This is a genomic window from Psychrobacter piscatorii, from assembly GCF_043641605.1.
Lineage (GTDB): Bacteria > Pseudomonadota > Gammaproteobacteria > Pseudomonadales > Moraxellaceae > Psychrobacter > Psychrobacter piscatorii_C.
This window is the reverse complement of the sequence record NZ_JBHZRK010000002.1, coordinates 165,430-183,892: the sequence shown is the minus strand read 5'-3', so window position 1 is coordinate 183,892 and position 18,463 is coordinate 165,430. Positions and strand designations below refer to the sequence as shown.

Genomic DNA, 18,463 nt, shown 5'->3' with positions numbered 1-18,463 from the left:
ATGAGTTTAGTAAAGGAGATTTTAGATGATGAGGTGATCAGGTTTTTATCACATCCTGACTTTACACCTGTCCTTAGAACGCTAAGATTGGTTCTCTCTGAGAATAATATTTTAGCTTTTGAGCGTTACTTACCAAAAATACCTTCGAAAAACTGTCTGAAACTTTATGTAGCAGCTCTAGGAAGCGATCTATTAGAAGATAATAGAAGCAAGGCTTCCTTGAGTATGCTGCAAGGATATTTGAAAAACCTCAATATTTTAGATGAAAGTGGCATGGTAAGGCACTGAATATCTTAATAAGTATTTCTTAGAGAATATAGTTTGAATTCATTTTTTATTCAATAAATCTCTCGCATAAGTAATTGCTATCCCTCTTAAATCTGTCAGTGAAAGTCAATGAACGGATACTTTTGCAAGAGGTCTAGTAAAGAACTCTTCAACTTTGAAATCACAAACGCATTAGGTTAGTAAAGATTGAACCTGATGAGTCCTTGATAGAACAAGCAAAGAAGCGTGTGGAGATATCTCGCAACTACTAAAATGTATTATTTAAATAATTATTAAACTAAGAGAGATATCATGCGGGGAGTTAATAAAGTCATCATCATCGGAAACCTCAGTGCAGATCCCGAGGCACGTCAATTTAATAACGGGGGTAGTGTTACCAATATATCAGTAGCGACCTCTGAGCAATGGACTGATAAACAAAGTGGCGAAAAAAGAGAAGCTACCGAATGGCATCGTGTTTCACTATTCAATCGTTTGGGTGAAATCGCCGCTCAGTATCTGCGTAAAGGGAGTAAAGTCTATATTGAGGGTAGCTTACGCACTCGCAAGTACCAAGCCACTGACGGTAGCGACCGCTATGCTACTGAAATTCGCGCTGACCAGATGCAGATGCTAGATAGTAATGATGATAACAAAAAACAAATCAGTCATCCGGACCGTCAAGAGCCTCAGAACGACCAGGAAGCACCCAATATTAAAAAAAATGTTAATCATGGGCTTCCACCTGGACCAGTAGATGATGATATTCCCTTTGCTCCTCACTTTGACGGTCAGTTTTAAAATTTTGGAAATAACTATCAAAACGTTTGAAGGGCTTGTAGTTGTAATCATCGGGGTACCCTAGGTTTTTTATAACTATCATTTAGGATGAATACATACACAAAATCAAACAGTGGCTCATTAAATATGCATGGCCATCGTATTCTTTGGTTGCCCCCTACAGCCCTTATCTAAATCCTATTGAAAAGGAATGGGCACAGGTGAAATTTCTATGCCAAGGCTGGATACAAAATTATTTGTCTAAATTATTTTATGATATAGTTAAGTCTTTATAAAATCGATACAGCCCATATCATGAAACAGTTTAGGTAGATTATTCTCCATCCACCCTTGGCGTAGAAACTTAGCCTGTGCCCATTTTTTCTCCCACTCGAGCACAGTTCTCGTCTTGCGCTTGGGCAAAGCAGTGCTTTGCTTTATCCTCGCTCAGGATTTAGATCAGGGCTGTACGGCGGCAGCCATAAAATACGATGACCATTTCTATTAAGTAGCTTTTGAATACGCTTACTCTTATGAAATCGAGCATTATCCATGACAATCACGCATTTAGTTTTAAGACTTGGGATTAGCGTGTATTTGCACCAGTGGTAGAATATGCTGCTGTTAATATTGTGTTCAAAGTAATCAAGCGCAAATAGCATTTTTTCATAGAGAGCTCCGATGACATTAGTACGTCTCGAAGCTTGCCAGTTGTAGCTATCGATACAGGGTTTACCAATCGGTGCATAGCCGTGAGAACGAATGGTTTCAGCCTCAAAGCCGCTTTCATCCATATAGACAATGGGATAGCCTTGCTGCGTAAAGCGATCAAGCCTACTCTGGAATATCGCTCTTTTTATCGGACACGCTTTTGGATGTTCCAAGGTCTTTTTTTTGACTGATACCAAGACGCTTTAAAGCATTAAAGATGCCCGTTTGACTACAGTTCAAGCGGCGGGCTCTTTCATAGTTATAATCATCTGGGTATCTTTTTACGTCTTCAATTAATGCGTCATCAGGTATTTTAGTCGGTGCTTTATTTCTGGTTGTTTTAGGAGCTAAATTCTTCTGCCAGCTGTGAATGGTACTGGTGCTAAGTCCATAAAATAGCGCAGCTTCTCTTATGGTCATACCATCAGTGATGCTAGAAACCCCAACCTTGGCAAGGACGCCGACCAAAGTAACATTGATGTTCATAAACCTGAAACCTATTACTTTAAAGGGTTTCAGGTTTTTTTATGTATATAAATATTTATGAATAACAGGTATTATAATGGATTAGATATATTTATGGACACCAGTATATTATGGTAATATGATACCAACCAAAATATATTTTAGCATGCCTGCCCTATCGAAGTTAATTGATTTTTTGGTATATGCCTCTGACATATAGGTTATTGATTATGGCGAAGCGCACTAAGAAGGCAATAAGAAGAAGCGTTAAAACTCTTACCGCAAATGGAGATTTAATAGTGCATGAATGCGCTATTAAACCGTATCAGATATTTTGCGAATGGATCGATGATGAGGTTAATGAGCTCTCTTCGGGTACAGCACTATTATTTGAAGTTATTGAAATAGATGATCAATATTGTTTTTTTGAGGGTTTTAAAGAAGTGGGATTACTGAGGGACGGTGCTGAAATCGCTATTAGAAGAATCGATCTTTCTAAATCTGAGATTGAGAGGCGCGCTTGGTCTTGCCTTATAAATGAGTTTACAAAATTAGATCCTATTGACCCCTGCCGTCAATCCCGTAGACTTAAACTTGGGAGATTTTAGTTACGCAGCTTGACGATAATAATCAAACCACACCTGTCTTGGCGATTGATAGCCCAAACCCTTTTGAATCCTCGTCTGATTGTAGTACAGCTCGATATAACTGATAATATCATTGATGGCTGTGAACCTTGTTTTATAGTCTTGATGATATACCAGCTCATTCTTTAATACGCCCCAGAAGTTTTCTATGGGAGCGTTATCGAAACAGTTGCCTTTGCCGCTCATTGAGCCTATAAATTGATGCTGCTTAATGGTCTTGTGGTAGGCGTGACTGCAATACTGGCTGCCTCTATCAGAATGCACAATTATTCCCTTGCTTGGGCGTTTATTCTTAATTGCCATGTTAAGCGCACGACATACTAAATCTGCGGTCATGCGCTTGTTAATAGCGTAGCCGACAAGCTCTTTAGTGTATAAATCTTTGACTCCAGCTAAGTACAGCCAACCTTCGTTTGTCCAGATATAAGTAATATCGCTGACCCAAGACTCATTTGGACGCTTGGCGTCAAACTGCTGATTCAGCACGTTGTCATAGACCAGTTTATTGTGATTGGAATCAGTAGTGACTTTAAAGCGCTTATGACGACGGCACTTGATGCCGTGTTCCTCTTTAATACTTCTAACCATGTAGGGACTGATGTCATGGCCTTGATCACTTAGATGCGCATGTAGACGATCTACGCCATAACGCTCATATGTTTCAGTATGAGCGGCTTTGACTAGTAGCTCGCAGTGATTACGATGTATCTGCTGATCACTAATGTCACGACTTGACCAGTCATAGTAACTTGATGATTTAACCTTTAATACACGGCACATAGTTGTGATGCTAAATATCTGCTGATTGTCTTTGATAAAAGCGTACTTTAATAGCTGTGCTTGGCGAAGTACGCCGTCGCCTTTTTTAATATCTCGCGCTCCTCCTCAGCAACTTTAAGCTGCCGCTTTAGCCGTTTTACTTCTTCAAGGGCGCTCATAAGATCAGGGTCGTATTGTTCAGTGCCCACAAGCTTGCCCTGATTGGCTTTATTCTGCCAGTTTGATAAGGTTTGCATGGCGATCCCGAGCTGCTTTGCAGTCGCTGAAATATTGCCATTATTATCCGCTATCTTCTTGACAGCTTCTGCTTTAAATTCTGTGCTGTAAGTTCTAACTTTCTTGGTCATGGTGAACTCCTCGTTGAGTCGTTAGTTTACCAAGTTTACTTGTACGGTTTCTTCAGCATAGCTCACTATTAACCCAAAATTTTTTGCGGCTATAAAAAATAGTATGCCTGCTCGGGTGCAACAAGAACTATTTAATAAACCTCTGAGCATACAGCAAATTTTAGATATTAAAGACCTCAAGCGTCATCACTACGATTACCAGATAGGTCTATATCGCAATCAGCAGCACACTAAGATACCAACTTTCTCTGAGCTAATTGCTGAGGTTCGCTATGACAATAATAACTAACGTAGAGATGCTGATACCAGATACTGAGGACATCTATACCGCCGATATTCGTAACTTTCTCATAACTGTAGCCAGTTTAGTGCCAAGAGAATTTATGGACATCAACATAGTGGTGGAACAGTCAAAACCTTTGACTCCAACATATCTCAAAGAAATATACGACTCTTATAGAGGTAAGTTGACTAAGCCCGAAAATCTAACTCGAGCATTTATCGCCAGTACCTATCATCTACCAAATCTTGATATCAATATTCCAAGTAAGGAATGGCTGTGGGTTGCAAAATTATGTCATCTACTTATCTATTTTTCTCAAAATGAATTACCTAACCGCATTAGTGAGACTACTGCTGAAGCTAGAAAATGGATGAATCCGGTAAGTAATAATCACAGTATTTGGCGGTACTGTTACTCGACGCTACAAGCTGGTAGCTTACAGACTACCTATGAGAGGTTTGAACGTTATCGAGTAGAACTTGAAAGTAAGAATGATCCTAATCTCAGATCATTTATCAAGATGTATCGAACTATTGATTTTGCGTTTAATGATAGAGATAGCATAACGCGCACTTCTTCCAGTAGAAAACACACCAAAAAGGGCAAAATTGATGAGCCAAGTATTCAATATGTCAGGCACACAGACGTGGATGATGATACTGATGAGTTGATATCAGTCACAAGTTTTGAGCAAGCAAAAAATGATAACGATATTTATCGTGAGCGGTTAGATAATCCCGTACCAGATTTCTTTCATCTCGAGCAAACAAAGTTAAAAGATACTGAAAAGTTCTCATACGCTCAGATTTATCGAAGAACACAGGCAAAATATTCTCATGCTAATAAAAATGAGCGGTTTGTAAGCAACAATATTCGTCAGTTATCGCTCATTGCTATTCAAAACATAGCCTCTAAGCTGTGGCAATGGTTTGATGATTATAGTGACGGTGAAGGCGATAGGGACAAGAAACGAGCGATCGTCTATTTATTGCTTTCTTTATACACCGGTCATTCAGTTGCAAGATTAGCTGAAGATATCAATAATACTCATAAAAAAATCACTGATATTGGTGTTCGTAAAGCAAAGTATGAGTTTATTATTAACTTAGATATTACACCGCTACGTATTAGAACAGAAGGGGTAGAGTCAGTTATTGCTAACCGATTGACGCAGTTCAAACTCCCATTACCTGAGCCATTGGGAGTATTTTTAACCTATAAAGGATACCCAGATTCAGTATTGATCAATGAAGTCATTGCTGATCTACGAGCAACGCTACAGCTACCGTTAATTAGCTTGGGCAGGATTGAAAAGTCACTATACACCATCCTTATCTATGAAGTCAGCAGCACGCAGTTGGCCACTATCATCACCTCACGCAATAGTAGAAAGAGAGCAGATACTTGGTATAGCTCTCATGAGATTAAGGTGATAAAAGAAGTCTACCACGATGCGATTAAGATCCTCACCGCTCGCTGTCATAAAAACAAATCCAGCATTGTCGATTATTTGTCCAAGGTAGTGCTCAGTGATGACGCTATAGGTAGCCAAAACAGCCCTGACTATCCGATAGTAAGTCTATTCATGAGCCACTTACAGCAAAAAGTAGTAACTGCTCATGACTATAGAGAGAAATTCAATTTTTATAATTTATGGTTATGGCATATCTCTCTTTTACTAACTTCAATAAGAGCGGTAGAAGGCGCACCAGGTTATCTCAACCAGATCAACCTTGAGGCAGGCATTATTTGGATTTCTGATAAGGAGGAGCGGACGACCGCTAACAGTCAGCGCTTAGTGCCTATTTGTTCATTTTTGCATGACGCCATGCAAAATTTCTTACGATATCTAAAAAGCTTTGATAAGCGCTATGGACGCTTAGATCGTAACATCAGCGCTGAAGTGAATAAAATCTTTGATTACCAGCGACCGCTACTAAATTTTATAGATAAAAAAGGCGAGTTTCATGCGCTCAGGCCGGCTATTATTATCAAAGAATTAGATAGTCATTTTCGCTTTAAGCCAGATTGGACACGCCATGTGGGACAAAAGTTTTTACATGAGCAGGGAGTAGCTGAAGCAGTCATTTTGGCTATTTTTGGTCATGAAATGATGGGGCAAGAGGCGTGGAGAAAAAGTTCAGCACTGTCTATAGGTCATATAGTAGCCGCTAAAAAATCTTATCAGCAGCTGGCAGAAGAACTTGAATTACAGCAGGTGACTTTATGACACAGTTAGAGACTTTACATGGTCATTTGAGGCGCTCAGCAAAAGCGCAGGATAAGCGTAAGCAGGCATTACAGCATACAAAAGAGATGTGCCAACGCGCTTGGAATGCTTTTATTAAAGAGCATCAGTCGCCAGAGTTAATCACAGACGAGCAGATAAACGGTTTATATGAAGCACTTTATGATGACATCGAAAAGAGCGTTTCAGCGCATCTTATCCCGTTTGCACTATTCGAGCGCAAGCGTTTTTTCGATAACATTAATGAAGCGCGTAAAAAAAGACACCTGCCGTTATTACCAAAGCCCATCATTGCTGTACGTCCACAGCGTCCAAAAAATATCAATGATTTTGATACGTTTTTATATTTATCAAAAGCTCAGAGTATTGTCGCACAAGCGTTTGATAGATGGCAGCAAAAGAATACCTTTTCATTACTTGAGAGCGTCAGCTGGTTTTTATTCTCGCTCATTAGTTTTGCAGGATATAACGATGAGAAGATGCTTAAAGAGATTTATAACTATCTAGAACAAAAAAAGCCTATTTATCAGATGTCTGATGACATGATGGTCATGCCGATCAGGCTACTATCATCCGACTATGGCAATGAGCTTGTTACTATAGAAAACGATTTAGATGAAGTGTATCACACACGCCTGATCATCATAGATGATATCAGTCGCTTATGGCTGCTCAAACTACAACGCCAGCATCAAGCACAAAACGAATTTCCTAAATACCATCAAGTGATAAAAAGGCTAGGGGAGTTTATTGGAGAGAAATTCACGGTTAAGTCCATCAATAGATCTAGGGCGTGTCATCAATTAAGCCAAATGACACAAGAAACCAGATAAATAGCACTCAAGAAATGACGGGCTAACTTATCATAGCGAGTAGCAATCGCACGATACTGCTTAATCTTGGCAAAGAAGTTCTCAATTAAATGCCGTGCTTCATAGAGCTCTTTGTCAAAGTCTCTTGGCTGCAACCGATGACACTTAGACGGTATAACTGCGTTGCCTTGTACGGCTTTAATCGGTTCAATGACACGGGCATCAGCATCATAAGCTCTATCGGCAAGCCAGGTTTGGCTAATACTGACATCTAATAACACGTCTGACCCCTGCAAGTCATGAGCGCCGCCACCCGTCAAATAAAAGCCTGTAGGATTGCCTAGCGCATCTGTACGAGTATGTATTTTGGTCGTCAGTCCACCTTTACTGCGACCGATGGCTTGATCCCTTTTTTTCCAGCACTATGCTGATGGGCTTTAACAATAGTGGCATCTAGCATGGCATATTCATCATCGGATTGCTCAGACAACTGATTAAAAACCTGTTCCCATACGCCTTTTTGTGACCAACGGCTAAAACGAGTATGAATCACTCTAAAGTCGCCAAAACGCTCAGGTAGGTCACGCCAAGGTATGCCTGTTTTATAGCGGTACAAGACGGCTTCTACAAATAATCGGTTATCCTTTGCAGTAACACCAACGTCATTTGGTTGACCTGGCAGAATGTCTTTAATTCTCGCCCATTGGTCATCTCGTAGGGCATGGCGTCTTGTCATGAGGGTTTTACTCAGATTGCTAAATATAGAGTTACTATAGCTTATTCTAAAATAACTGTGCTAATTGATGACACGCCCTAGCTACTTACGACATATTGCAATCTATTGGCAAACGCTACCAGAAGTATATTTAGACGTTCAATTGGTCCAGGTGCTAACAGGTCAGCAAAAACAAACCTCAATATCAACATCGCAATGGCTTAGATATTTTCAGGGTATTAAAACACCCAGTGCGGTTCTATCAGATGAACACGTCAGTAAATTAGTGATTGAATCTAGCAATAGCACTGAGGACTCACTTGATACTATCAAAGTCGCACGCTTTAGGTCTGATGCAGTTAAAGAAATACGAACCATACTCAATGGCGATAAAAAGCAGGCGCAACCACAGCTAATAAACTTATTGACTCAAAATCTATATCCCAACCAAGAACGACTGGTGAGATGGATGCTTGATCTGCTCACCAGTGGTAATAAAATCAATACCTTGAAGCGATATTTGTCTGAGATCGGTAATGGCTTTATCGCAGGGACTCGTACAGCTGATTTTTCACACTCCTCAAAACATGACTATCACTATATATACAACGAAATTATTGCCGAGAAGAATCCAAATAAACTAGGGTTTACCAAGACGGTTATTTGCTCACTGCATCATTCTTTAAAGAAGCATTACCAAGCGCCTGATATCGACATCAGAGGCGGCGGCGATCCGCAAATAGTGTCTAGTTATCTCATACCTAATCAGGTTTATCACGCTATTCTTAGTTGTATCGCTGAGCAAGAGACGCTGAGTGAATACTATAAACAAGCGCTTAGCATCGTGATAATACTGTTATACCGTACCGGCATGCGTATCAGTGAAATATTAGGGTTGCAGGTTAAAGATATCGAATATGACAATCAAGGTTTTATGGAGTACAACCTCATTGTTCGCTCTAACGCTCATCGTGATTTGAAATCAGATGATGGTACGCGGCGAATTTATTTATCAGTATTGCTTTTGCCAGAAGAGCTAGAAGATTTTAAAAGGTTCTTTCATCTAAAAGAGGGTCAGTCTTCTCGCTATTTATTTACTTTAGCGTATCAGTCCACTCCATTGTCTCGTTATAGTATTGAGCAGCCAATAAAACGCATATTAGAAAATACGGCTTATCACGATCTTACCCTACATAGCTTTCGTCATAATGCGATATCGAATATGGCGCTTATAATCAGGTGTAACCCAATGCTTGTCATGCAATTCACAGATTATGATGAGATAAAAATCCATGATATTAAAACTCATTTTTTAGGTAAAGTGCGCAGCGTTTCAACAAATCACTGGGATGCGCTAATGGAGTTTGCAGGTCATGCCAACCTCATTACGACTTTTAGCTCATATATTCATACCGCTGATATTATCGCAAGTCATCAATTGCAGCAGGCTAAATTGACCCTGCCTTTAGATGTTGTGAATAAGTTGATTGGTACTAGTCGTATGGACCTAAAGCAGCACAATAAATATGCCTTAGAGAGTAGAGATAACGCTGTCAATCTCAGTAATATTAGGCAATACGTGAATCGTAAGGTTGATTGTGAAAAGTTAATTTTTGCTGATAAGGTGAAGACATCTCTGTTAAGTAGTGGTCCTATTGTTATTGATAAAAAGCAGTATTCAGCAATGTTTGGTAGATATAGCCGTGAAATGATAGAAAAGCTTCTATGGGACATTGAGGATGGCCAAATGCTAGGTGCGGCCAGTAGTTTAAACTTTATGTACGATGATGCGTTGATGATTTATGAACGCGCGTTGAGCTTGGTGAAAAATGAAGATGGAACACTTAATCATAAGCTCATATCTAAAAGACGTAAACAACGCTCCAATCATATTTTAATCGCACCAACACCGCTGCATTATCATGAAGAGCAAGCGCTTGTGTATCAATGTTTTGACAATCTTGAGACGCTTTATAAATCCAAAGCGAGTAGGCATGAGATTAAACACATTCTTAAATTATTCTACGAAAAAACCAATACCTCAAAAAGTGAGATTCGTTTTACCTTTAAACAAAAAAAGAATTTTTATAAATACTTAGATACCATGTGCCAGATTCTACCAAGCCAGCATTGGCGGGTAAATATCAGCTGTATTGAATCCGAGTCCTACACCAACGAGAAGAATAAAAAGACGTATCGCCCTGTTGTCAATAAAGCTGCTCAGCTTAGGCGTATAGAAGAGTTCGGGAAAAAAGCCCCTGGTTTTGAAGGTAAGGTTACTAGTTTAGGTACATACAACGGATATGCACTAACGGTTATTAGTCCGCTTAAGCAGAAGGGTAAATCAAAATTGTCTTCGGCTTTAATGAGTTATGTTCTGCACTTTTTGCTGATTGTTGATAGTTTGACTGATTGATATCTCCTAAGTTTATCTCTACGGTTTCTTCAGCATAGCTCACAATTGTTTCCACAACTCACCCATAGAGAGCTTTTGTGACGTATCGAAGAATGAATTAGCCTATAAATCGCCAAGACAAGTGTGGTTTGATTATTATTGTTAAGCTGCATAAATAAAATCTCCCAAGTTTAGGGTTACGAGATTGACGGCAGGGGTCAATTTAACATATGGTAGATAAAAGTTTAGACTCTCCAATCAGCTTGGAAATTTAAAAATATTATGTAAACTCGCATAAGATCAAAAGTTTAAAAGATTCTGTATATGTAATGAGCTTTCGGTTTTATTAACTACTTATAGGTAGAATATCGCGGTGGCAGCTTTAAGCTTGTACTCGTCAGCAAACATCAAACTCGCATTACTGGCCTTGATGATAAAATCATATTTTTTTACGCCAAAGGTCAAACGACGACTGAGATTGTCGAAACCATTAAAGAGCTCTACGATGTAGATGTCTCAAGTAGCTTAGTTTCAAGAGTCTGAATCGCCGCGACTATATCGGAGGGTTAACTTTTTAGTAAGTGTTGTATTGGTTCTAAAGTTAGATAGTTTCTACTTTTCGCTATCTAATAGTCAAGATCTTCTACCTTTCCAGTCCCTTCACACTCCGTACAGTTTGCTCGGGCTGTACCACCGCACATTGGGCACCCATCATCTGCTTGTGACTTACCCATACCTCCTGTGCAGTCACATTCTACTTCGCCTTTACCTGAACACCAATCACACTGCTGAGTAGTCATAATTTTATTCCTTAAACTTAAGTTAGCCAAAATAGTGATGATATTGACAAAAGTATTTATCTATTTTTGTCCGTAATTAAGTGCTTTAATATATTTTTGGATTAAAGCATATGTATCTTAAAGAATTTACAGAAGAAAAGCATTATTTTTTGGGATTCCGTAAAGGGCTTAGAGAATTTTTCTGTGTAATTTTATTTAACTTATGAATACCTAAATTTAGGTATATAAATAATTAATTCAAATACTTATATTATTTTTTATAAAATAGCTTATGAACTTTATTAGTTTGAATTATGATGAGCTCTATCTCTAACTAATAAATAAATTTCTAGTACAATATATATGGACGGATAGCAAGTACCGTTATAAGGATCGCAAATTTTGAGAACAGATGGAGTCAGAGGATACTCAAATATTTAGTTGTACGAACACTGATATAATCATTTCAGTGACCAACCAAGCAATAGAGTCGTTCAAGTTTTAATTAGCATAGTTTTTGATATAATCAAAGCCCTTTTTTTAATATCAATTCTAAGAACTTCTCTACATCTTCATGATAAGGAAACACAATTGACTGATATAGCCCAGCCAGTATTAAAAAACCTATACCTTGATTTTGAAGGTTCACGAGAGGATTATACGAACAAACAAGGTCGTCGTAAAGATGGGCTAGAAACTTTATTAAAAAAACTATTACGTGAGCATAGCGGTTCGTTGTTTACAAAATGGTCAAGTCAAGCTTCTTCAGAGGAATTGCTAGACTATGTTATGCGTAATTACTTCTCAGAAAAGCTTCCTTTAAATTTTTATATATCTAATCTTAGCTTAAGTCCTAATTATTGGCGCGTGATGATTAGATTGCCTGTTGGACCCCGCTTACAGCAAGAGATGCCTATTGGCTTAACCATAGCTTTAATTGCCGAAGTAAATGAGCGGCATAGTAGCGACCCTAATCTAAACATACGCGATGTTAAAATAGTTAGTGACACAGCTCTTTTGCCATTTGAACGTGAAATTCAGTGCGAGCTTGCGTTAAATAAGCCTGCTTGGGAAGCAAAAAATAATAATGTTATTAGTAAAAGCTGGCTACAAGCGTTGCCAAAAATTTCTATAGAAACTAAAGATAGACTTGAATCATGGCGTGGCTATATCAATTTTAAAAAACAAGTTATCAAGCACCAAGAGCTTGGTATTCGTTATTTATACTATCGTCCGAATATCGAAGAACAACAAATCAAATTTATAGTTTGTCATGAACAAGGTGATACTATTATCAATCGTTTAAAAAAGAAACAGTTAAGCTGTTTTCCTGTTGAAGTATCTGATAATGAATTGAATTTTAGCCCACCTATTGAAAGACCTAGAGGCAAATGGATTAATGATATAAGTCTAGGTGATCTAAAGGATGCTGAATTACTTACTAAAGAGGAAGCTACTACATTTTTTGAACAATCCGCTAAAATAGGTTTTAAGAACCCTAAGTTTTCGATGATTACTTTTGATTTATCTGATGATGACAAAGAGTATTTAGATAAACAACAACTTCCTCAAGAAGAGGCTATAGAGTGGATAGATAAGAAATTTTTTAATGCGGGCTTTATTGCTGTCTCAACAGCAGGGGATAAGGCTCAAGTCAATCGTCATGCACAAGCGCTTGATAAGCTAGAAAAGCAGTCGGGTTACAACCCAATGTTATCGGCTTTTATCTTTGATATTAAACAAGCACGGATCCCTGAAGAAATTAGAACTATTGATAAAAGAAATATATTAAATCAAAATTTAAATGAGCATCAAACAGATTGTGTTAATAAAATGTTATCAGCACCAGATATCTGTATGGTGCAAGGACCACCTGGCACAGGTAAAACGACTGTCATAGCTGAAGCCATATATCAATTAGTACTTAAAGGAGAACGCGTCCTGTTAGTGTCTCAAGCGCATTTAGCTGTGGACAACGCATTGGAGCGCTTACCGAAAGACCCAAACGTTAGAGCACTAAGACTAGGCAGAGACAACAAAATATCAGTAGGTGGAAAAGAGTTTACAAAGCCTGAAATTATTAAACGTTTTTATCATAGCATAAGTGAGCAAGTTCACAATGATAGTTTAGATATTTGGGCTAAGTTAGAAAGCAGAGCGCGCGATAGTCGCCTATACATTGATAAGTTGTCTGGGTTACATAGCGACGTGTTAAGAGATAAAAGCGAAATAGAGGGTTTGAAAAGTCAGCAATTAGTTAAGAAAAACCAATTCAACAAGCTAAAAGCTAAGCTAGAGAATGATGTAAATTTTTATCATAGCTTACAAGCACAATATGAAATAGCTAAGCAGACTCTTGAATCATTAAAAAATGAGGATTGGATAAAGTGTAAAATTATAGAAAATATTTCTGAAGCTTGGCAAAATCAAATAGACACTTTAATTTATGATTTAAGACAACAGGGATTAGTATTAAACTTACCTATCTTTAGAGTAAGTGATCCGCAAGAAGTCCGTAGGGAATATTATAAACGGTGGTTAATAAATAGTGCAGATGCTTTACTCTATCACAAACAGATTATGGATGATCTAGATAAGCTAAGAAGGACAGGTTCCTTGCAAGATACGAAGACCGCTTTAGAACTGTCTCAGCTTAAAGAAGAACAGAGGCATTTAACTTCACTATTACAAGACGGACATACAAGTATTCTTGATGAGTGGCGTGCCAAAGCTAAAAAGATAAGAGAGTTAGAACAGGATAAAGGCGGTCTAGATGCTAAAGTTTATAAAAAGCTAGTCACTGACGGGTCTATTCTGTTACAGCCAAACAGTCATGGGAGTGACATTGAACGAGAGTTAGTGTTATTAATTAAGGCTTTAGATGTATTAAAAAAAGAACGTCCTTTAATCGCTTCTAGTCTTGAAGATGAATTAGCAACTATAGTTAAAAATAAACCAATAAAACCAAGTGAGGATAGTCTATCCAAAATTGAGGTGGAATTAGAACAAATAACGTATCAAATGAATCAATGGCAAGAGCGACTAGATATTACTCTAACAAGGCTAAACCAAATCTTCAGTGAAGCTAGAAATAAAGAAAGTAATCTGCCAATAAATCTTGCTAATATAGAAGTAACTATAGCTCAACTAGAACAACTCGAGGTTGAATGTCAAAGCCGCCTTAACAACGATAACTTTAGGCAGGTATGGCAACCAATATTAGAGGACTGGCGCAATGATCTATTGTCTGAGGACTTAAATGCAGATAATGAGTACTATTTAGACGACTTTATCGCTCAAAGTAATGTCATAGCTATTACCTGCAATGAAAGAGACAGAACGCTAAGCGATATCGGTATAGAGTCTTTTGATACAGTTATTATTGATGAGGTAAGCAAAGCTACCCCACCTGAATTACTATCTCCAATTATGCGTGCTAGGAGGGTTATATTAGTAGGAGACCATCGTCAGTTACCCCCTGTATTTCAAGAACGCCACGATGACAGTTGGGAAGAAGCAATGATTAAGGCAGAAGAAGAAGGAGAAGAGTCTCTCTTAAATAAAGAGAATCTCAAGAAATATGAAAATATGGTAACAGCATCGTTATTCAAACAGCACTTTGAGGAAGCAGATGAAAGTATAAAAAGCTCGCTTTTCACACAATATCGAATGCATCCTCAAATCATGGATTTGATTAATGTGTTTTATGAAAATCGCCTAAAATGTGGATTGTCAGACCCAAACAATGAACGCGCGCATGGGTTGAACTTTCCTTCAGCTACTCATAAGAGTCTTGATTTTGTACGACCTAATTGTCATGCATACTGGATCGACAGCAGTAGCCTGCCAAGTGGTCAACCTTTTTATGAACAACAGGCAGGAACTAGCAAAACTAATCCTTTAGAGGTTGAATTAATAATAAAGGCTTTGATAAGAATCAATGAAGCGCAACCACAGACACAGTTCTATTTTGAGAATGAAATACAGAGAATAACTAAATTAGATCCAGCTCCTTCTGAAGTAGAGCAACACATACAGACCCTACAGACGCTAAGAAATAAGTTGAAGGAAATTAAGCGAAAAAAGAGAGTAGGAATTATATCTTTTTATGGCCGTCAAGTAAGAGATTTACGAAATGCGATTCGACCATTACGCAAACAACTGCAATATCTTGAGATTGATATAAATACAGTCGATCAGTTCCAAGGTAAAGAAGAAGATATCATAATGGTGAGCATGGTAAGAAACACATCGTCAGGTCGCAGTGGCAGTAGCGCTTACGTTGCTCAGTTTGAAAGAATTAATGTTGCATTGTCCCGCGCTCGTGAGATATTAATGATTTTTGGCGCTCGAAATATGTTTGTGGATTATGAAGTAAGGTTGCCCAACCTAGATCGTCCCGGTGACAATAAACGGTACATATATAAAGACATCATCGCGCAGTTATCACGTAATAATGCTATATTCGAAAGTGATGTTTTATTGAGTCTGGAACATGATGAAAAATCAATTAATAAGCTGAATAAAGATAATGAGGCACAAAAGTCTCAGCGACCATTCAAACGTAAAAAACAGTAGTCAGAAAGAAAATTCTAACCGCACTGCTTCTTAGAAGCGTTTTACAGTTAATAATAGGAGATAAAGCACTAGGTCGTTCAATAGTGCTTAATTACGAATGAAAAAAATAAACACTTTTAAGCTGGCTGTACCTGTATTACAAGTCAGTGCAAAGATATCTCATACGACTCCGCGGAAGCCAACAGTCTTAGAACGGTTAATCTTAAAGCTGGGGCAGGAGAATCTACCCCAACAATATAATGATATGTCGGTTGCAACAATATTTACTCAAATTTTTAAAATTCCTAATGCAAATGAAGTCATGTTATCTGTGTTAAAAAATCTCACGAATTTACAAATTCTAGAGGGCAGTTTTGATGACTTAAATAGAGTGGCTCTTGGAGATATTAAACTCAATGACCATCCAAACACACATTATTTTATTAAAAACAACGAGCTTCCTGCGGAGCCTAAAGCTAATATAGCTAATTTTAAATATTGTAGTGTTACGAAGAAGCTATCACCTGATATAACCGCGGAGGCAAGAGATAGCCATATTATACCAACTCTCTCTGAAAAGTTAATCGGTAACTTTTTCCCTGAGAACCTTATTAGGGATAGGCTGATTCCTAAAAATTATCCATGGCTACATAAAACGAGTGAAATCACTGAATGTAGTGAGCTCAAAGACACGCGCCAAATTCTTTATTCTGATACTTCAGTAGATTTGATATTTGATAAAGACTATTTATCATTATCCAGTTTAAACAAAGGCTTGAATGATCTTCTTAATGAATTAGATGTCGAGGATTACCAGGAGTTGATGAAGCAAGTTATCAACCAGTGCAATGGTCAAGGCCTACAAGCAGAACCAAAAGCATTTTTGAATATAACTTCGGGTGATTACGATCAGCTTCATCAGTTAGTAGATATTAGTGAAAATAACTATCAGCCTCTACAAGGTAAGGATGCATTAAGTTTTATTGCAAAACAAACGAAGATAAGCCCCTTATACAACGCTGTTGCTTCGAGTCAAAAATTGAGTAAAGATAGTCAGGTGATTTTGTACAATGATATTAGGCAGTTAAAGCTGAACTTACCGAACGATTCTATTGGCTTAACTATTAAATGCTCTCAGGAAGAATCTATAGAGTTGAATTGGGATAAATGCCATGCTGAGTTAAACCTACCTGAATTTAAGTTACCGCGAGGGATACAATGGTTGGAAGGAAACCTATTGAATAACGAATTGACTCAACTGTCTGTTAACGATGTGCAATTACAAGATAAAAGTAAGCAGGTATATACCTTGCAAATGATAGGGGAGCGCAGTCTTAGTAACGGCGATACTCTATTTGATGACCTAATAGAAAAACTAAATAGCTTAGAAACAGATATTACCGATAAAGAGTCATGGCAAAGGTTACGAGTATTTTGGGTTCCAGCAACACAGTTATGGCGTGAATGGCTATTATCACAGCCTTATGGGTTGACACTTAAGGAAGATATTAAGCGATTACAACAACGCTATACTTGGCTTTCAAAAAATAATAAGAAAGATGTGGTAGACCTTGAACTTGTACCTGACTTATTTGCCTATTTCTATCGAAGTATTAGCGGTAGTCTGCCTTTATCGTTTGAGGGTCTAAAGGAAGCAGTTGAAGTAGCTAAATTGATTAACCCACAAGATAAAAAAATTAAACAGCTATTTGTAGAGTGGTTGCAAACGAATAGTCAACTCCCTGAAAATTATAAACAATTAAACGACTATACAAAATTGATAAGTCCATTCGGTAATATTGAATCTAACTCAGTTTGGCTTCATGCAGAGTTAATAAGCACTTGGCAGTATAGTTGTGGGCAAGATGAATACTTTAGAGTGTTAAGCGATATACCGATAGGTAGGGCATTGAATAACTTGGATGAGGCTGTAAAAGAGTTGGAAAAAGCTCTAGGAGATAATTGGCTTAAATTTATTGATAATACGCAAGATACTAGTGCGTTAACTAGCAAGCTTTATAACTCGTCTGAGAGTAATCAGTATCAAAGTAAACTCAAAAATTTTCAGCGGCATTATAATAAAATGATTGAGCAAATTACAACTTACCCTTTATCTGAGAATGACAACGCTACAGAGCAACCTCTTATTATTCGTATAAATACTTCTACAAAGCGTTATTTAGATGCAATACTTAAACCTGACTTTCTAATTGATACAGCATCTAAGGTTTTTGTCGCAGATAGCTGTTTTTTAATAGATTTCCCTAACTTACCTAATAAGCTAAAAAAAGGAGAGGTACTACTTATTCCTGAAAAAGTGCACGAAGAACTTGATAATTTAAAGACAAAGAATGATGAAAAGGTAGCCACAAAAGCAAGGAAAGCAATAAGTTGCATAACAGAGAATAAGAAAAACAATATATTAACCATTGAAGCTGACTTAAGTAAGCTAACTTCAGCTTATGAATCAGACAAACCCGACAATTTCATTCTAGCTTCGGCTCTAAACTATGAAGACTATAATCCTATTTTACTTACTCAGGACAAAGCCTTGATAAATAAATCCAGAGGGTTAGGCATACCAACACTAACAGTTTTTGAATTTAAAAACGATCTAGAACCCAAAACACAAGTTATTGAAAGTATCTAATAATATAAGCCTGTGCTAGAAGGAGCC

At 37.8% G+C, this 18,463-nt stretch carries 11 protein-coding genes and 3 pseudogenes; 9 read left to right on the top strand and 5 right to left on the bottom strand.

Annotated features, from left to right (window positions below):
- Together ACHUET_RS03155 and ssb are read left to right on the top strand one after the other, a co-directional pair.
- Positions 1–288, top strand: coding sequence for a hypothetical protein (locus ACHUET_RS03155; RefSeq protein WP_394210597.1), 288 nt, complete (start codon positions 1–3; stop codon positions 286–288).
- 291 nt (positions 289–579) lie between these two features.
- Positions 580–1,005, top strand: a pseudogene (ssb, locus tag ACHUET_RS03150) (single-stranded DNA-binding protein); the annotation flags it as partial.
- Positions 1,006–1,484: 479 nt separating this feature from the next.
- Here ssb and ACHUET_RS03145 read toward each other — a convergent pair.
- Positions 1,485–1,931, bottom strand: coding sequence for a transposase (locus ACHUET_RS03145; protein WP_394210595.1), 447 nt, complete (start codon positions 1,929–1,931; stop codon positions 1,485–1,487).
- Positions 1,882–2,244 (bottom strand): IS630 transposase-related protein, encoded by a 363-nt coding sequence (locus ACHUET_RS03140; protein ID WP_394210593.1) that lies wholly within the window; start codon positions 2,242–2,244, stop codon positions 1,882–1,884. The genes ACHUET_RS03145 and ACHUET_RS03140 overlap by 50 nt, the downstream gene beginning before the upstream one ends.
- 209 nt (positions 2,245–2,453) lie before the next feature.
- On the opposite strand from ACHUET_RS03140, the gene ACHUET_RS03135 reads away from it, so the two are divergent.
- Entirely contained in the window at positions 2,454–2,831 is a 378-nt protein-coding gene (locus tag ACHUET_RS03135; protein ID WP_394210591.1) for a hypothetical protein, read from the top strand.
- Here ACHUET_RS03135 and ACHUET_RS03130 read toward each other — a convergent pair.
- Positions 2,832–3,997, bottom strand: a protein-coding gene (locus ACHUET_RS03130; RefSeq protein ID WP_394210590.1) for an IS3 family transposase whose coding sequence is annotated in 2 segments (ribosomal slippage) — positions 2,832–3,739 and positions 3,739–3,997 — 1,167 coding nt in all. Because the reading frame shifts where the segments join, the coding sequence is not laid out codon by codon here.
- A gap of 272 nt (positions 3,998–4,269) precedes the next feature.
- On the opposite strand from ACHUET_RS03130, the gene ACHUET_RS03125 reads away from it, so the two are divergent.
- Both ACHUET_RS03125 and ACHUET_RS03120 read left to right on the top strand, forming a co-directional pair.
- On the top strand, positions 4,270–6,510 hold the full coding sequence (locus ACHUET_RS03125) for a site-specific integrase (RefSeq protein WP_394210589.1): 2,241 nt from the start codon (positions 4,270–4,272) through the stop codon (positions 6,508–6,510).
- Positions 6,507–7,361, top strand: coding sequence for a hypothetical protein (locus ACHUET_RS03120; RefSeq protein WP_394210587.1), 855 nt, complete (start codon positions 6,507–6,509; stop codon positions 7,359–7,361). Before ACHUET_RS03125 ends, ACHUET_RS03120 begins: the two co-directional genes overlap by 4 nt.
- On the opposite strand, the pseudogene ACHUET_RS03115 reads toward ACHUET_RS03120, so the two are convergent.
- A pseudogene (locus ACHUET_RS03115) lies at positions 7,328–8,076 on the bottom strand (IS5 family transposase). The gene ACHUET_RS03120 and the pseudogene ACHUET_RS03115 sit on opposite strands and share 34 nt — an antisense overlap.
- Before the next feature lie 67 nt (positions 8,077–8,143).
- Between ACHUET_RS03115 and ACHUET_RS03110 the strand changes: the two are divergent.
- On the top strand, positions 8,144–10,471 hold the full coding sequence (locus tag ACHUET_RS03110) for a site-specific integrase (RefSeq protein WP_394210585.1): 2,328 nt from the start codon (positions 8,144–8,146) through the stop codon (positions 10,469–10,471).
- 348 nt (positions 10,472–10,819) lie between these two features.
- Positions 10,820–10,990, top strand: a pseudogene (locus ACHUET_RS03105) (transposase); the annotation flags it as partial.
- A gap of 86 nt (positions 10,991–11,076) precedes the next feature.
- On the opposite strand, the gene ACHUET_RS03100 reads toward ACHUET_RS03105, so the two are convergent.
- On the bottom strand, positions 11,077–11,250 hold the full coding sequence (locus tag ACHUET_RS03100; RefSeq protein WP_394210583.1) for a hypothetical protein: 174 nt from the start codon (positions 11,248–11,250) through the stop codon (positions 11,077–11,079).
- A gap of 570 nt (positions 11,251–11,820) precedes the next feature.
- Between ACHUET_RS03100 and ACHUET_RS03095 the strand changes: the two genes are divergently transcribed.
- Both ACHUET_RS03095 and ACHUET_RS03090 read left to right on the top strand, forming a co-directional pair.
- A complete protein-coding gene (locus ACHUET_RS03095) occupies positions 11,821–15,807 on the top strand; it encodes a DEAD/DEAH box helicase (protein ID WP_394210582.1) in 3,987 nt (1,328 codons plus the stop codon).
- Between the two features lie 97 nt (positions 15,808–15,904).
- The gene (locus ACHUET_RS03090; RefSeq protein ID WP_394210580.1) at positions 15,905–18,436 is read left to right on the top strand and encodes a PIN domain-containing protein; all 2,532 of its coding nucleotides are present in this window, start codon (positions 15,905–15,907) and stop codon (positions 18,434–18,436) included.
- Positions 18,437–18,463: the final 27 nt, after the last annotated feature.

Bases quoted from the DNA above. Each gene is read 5' to 3' on its own strand.
- ACHUET_RS03120 (WP_394210587.1), top strand. From the start codon at position 6,507: ATGACACAGTTAGAGACTTTACATGGTCATTTGAGGCGCTCAGCAAAA.
- ACHUET_RS03140 (WP_394210593.1), bottom strand. From the start codon at position 2,244: ATGAACATCAATGTTACTTTGGTCGGCGTCCTTGCCAAGGTTGGGGTT.
- ACHUET_RS03100 (WP_394210583.1), bottom strand. From the start codon at position 11,250: ATGACTACTCAGCAGTGTGATTGGTGTTCAGGTAAAGGCGAAGTAGAA.
- ACHUET_RS03110 (WP_394210585.1), top strand. From the start codon at position 8,144: ATGACACGCCCTAGCTACTTACGACATATTGCAATCTATTGGCAAACG.
- ACHUET_RS03125 (WP_394210589.1), top strand. From the start codon at position 4,270: ATGACAATAATAACTAACGTAGAGATGCTGATACCAGATACTGAGGAC.
- ACHUET_RS03135 (WP_394210591.1), top strand. From the start codon at position 2,454: ATGGCGAAGCGCACTAAGAAGGCAATAAGAAGAAGCGTTAAAACTCTT.
- ACHUET_RS03155 (WP_394210597.1), top strand. From the start codon at position 1: ATGAGTTTAGTAAAGGAGATTTTAGATGATGAGGTGATCAGGTTTTTA.
- ACHUET_RS03090 (WP_394210580.1), top strand. From the start codon at position 15,905: ATGAAAAAAATAAACACTTTTAAGCTGGCTGTACCTGTATTACAAGTC.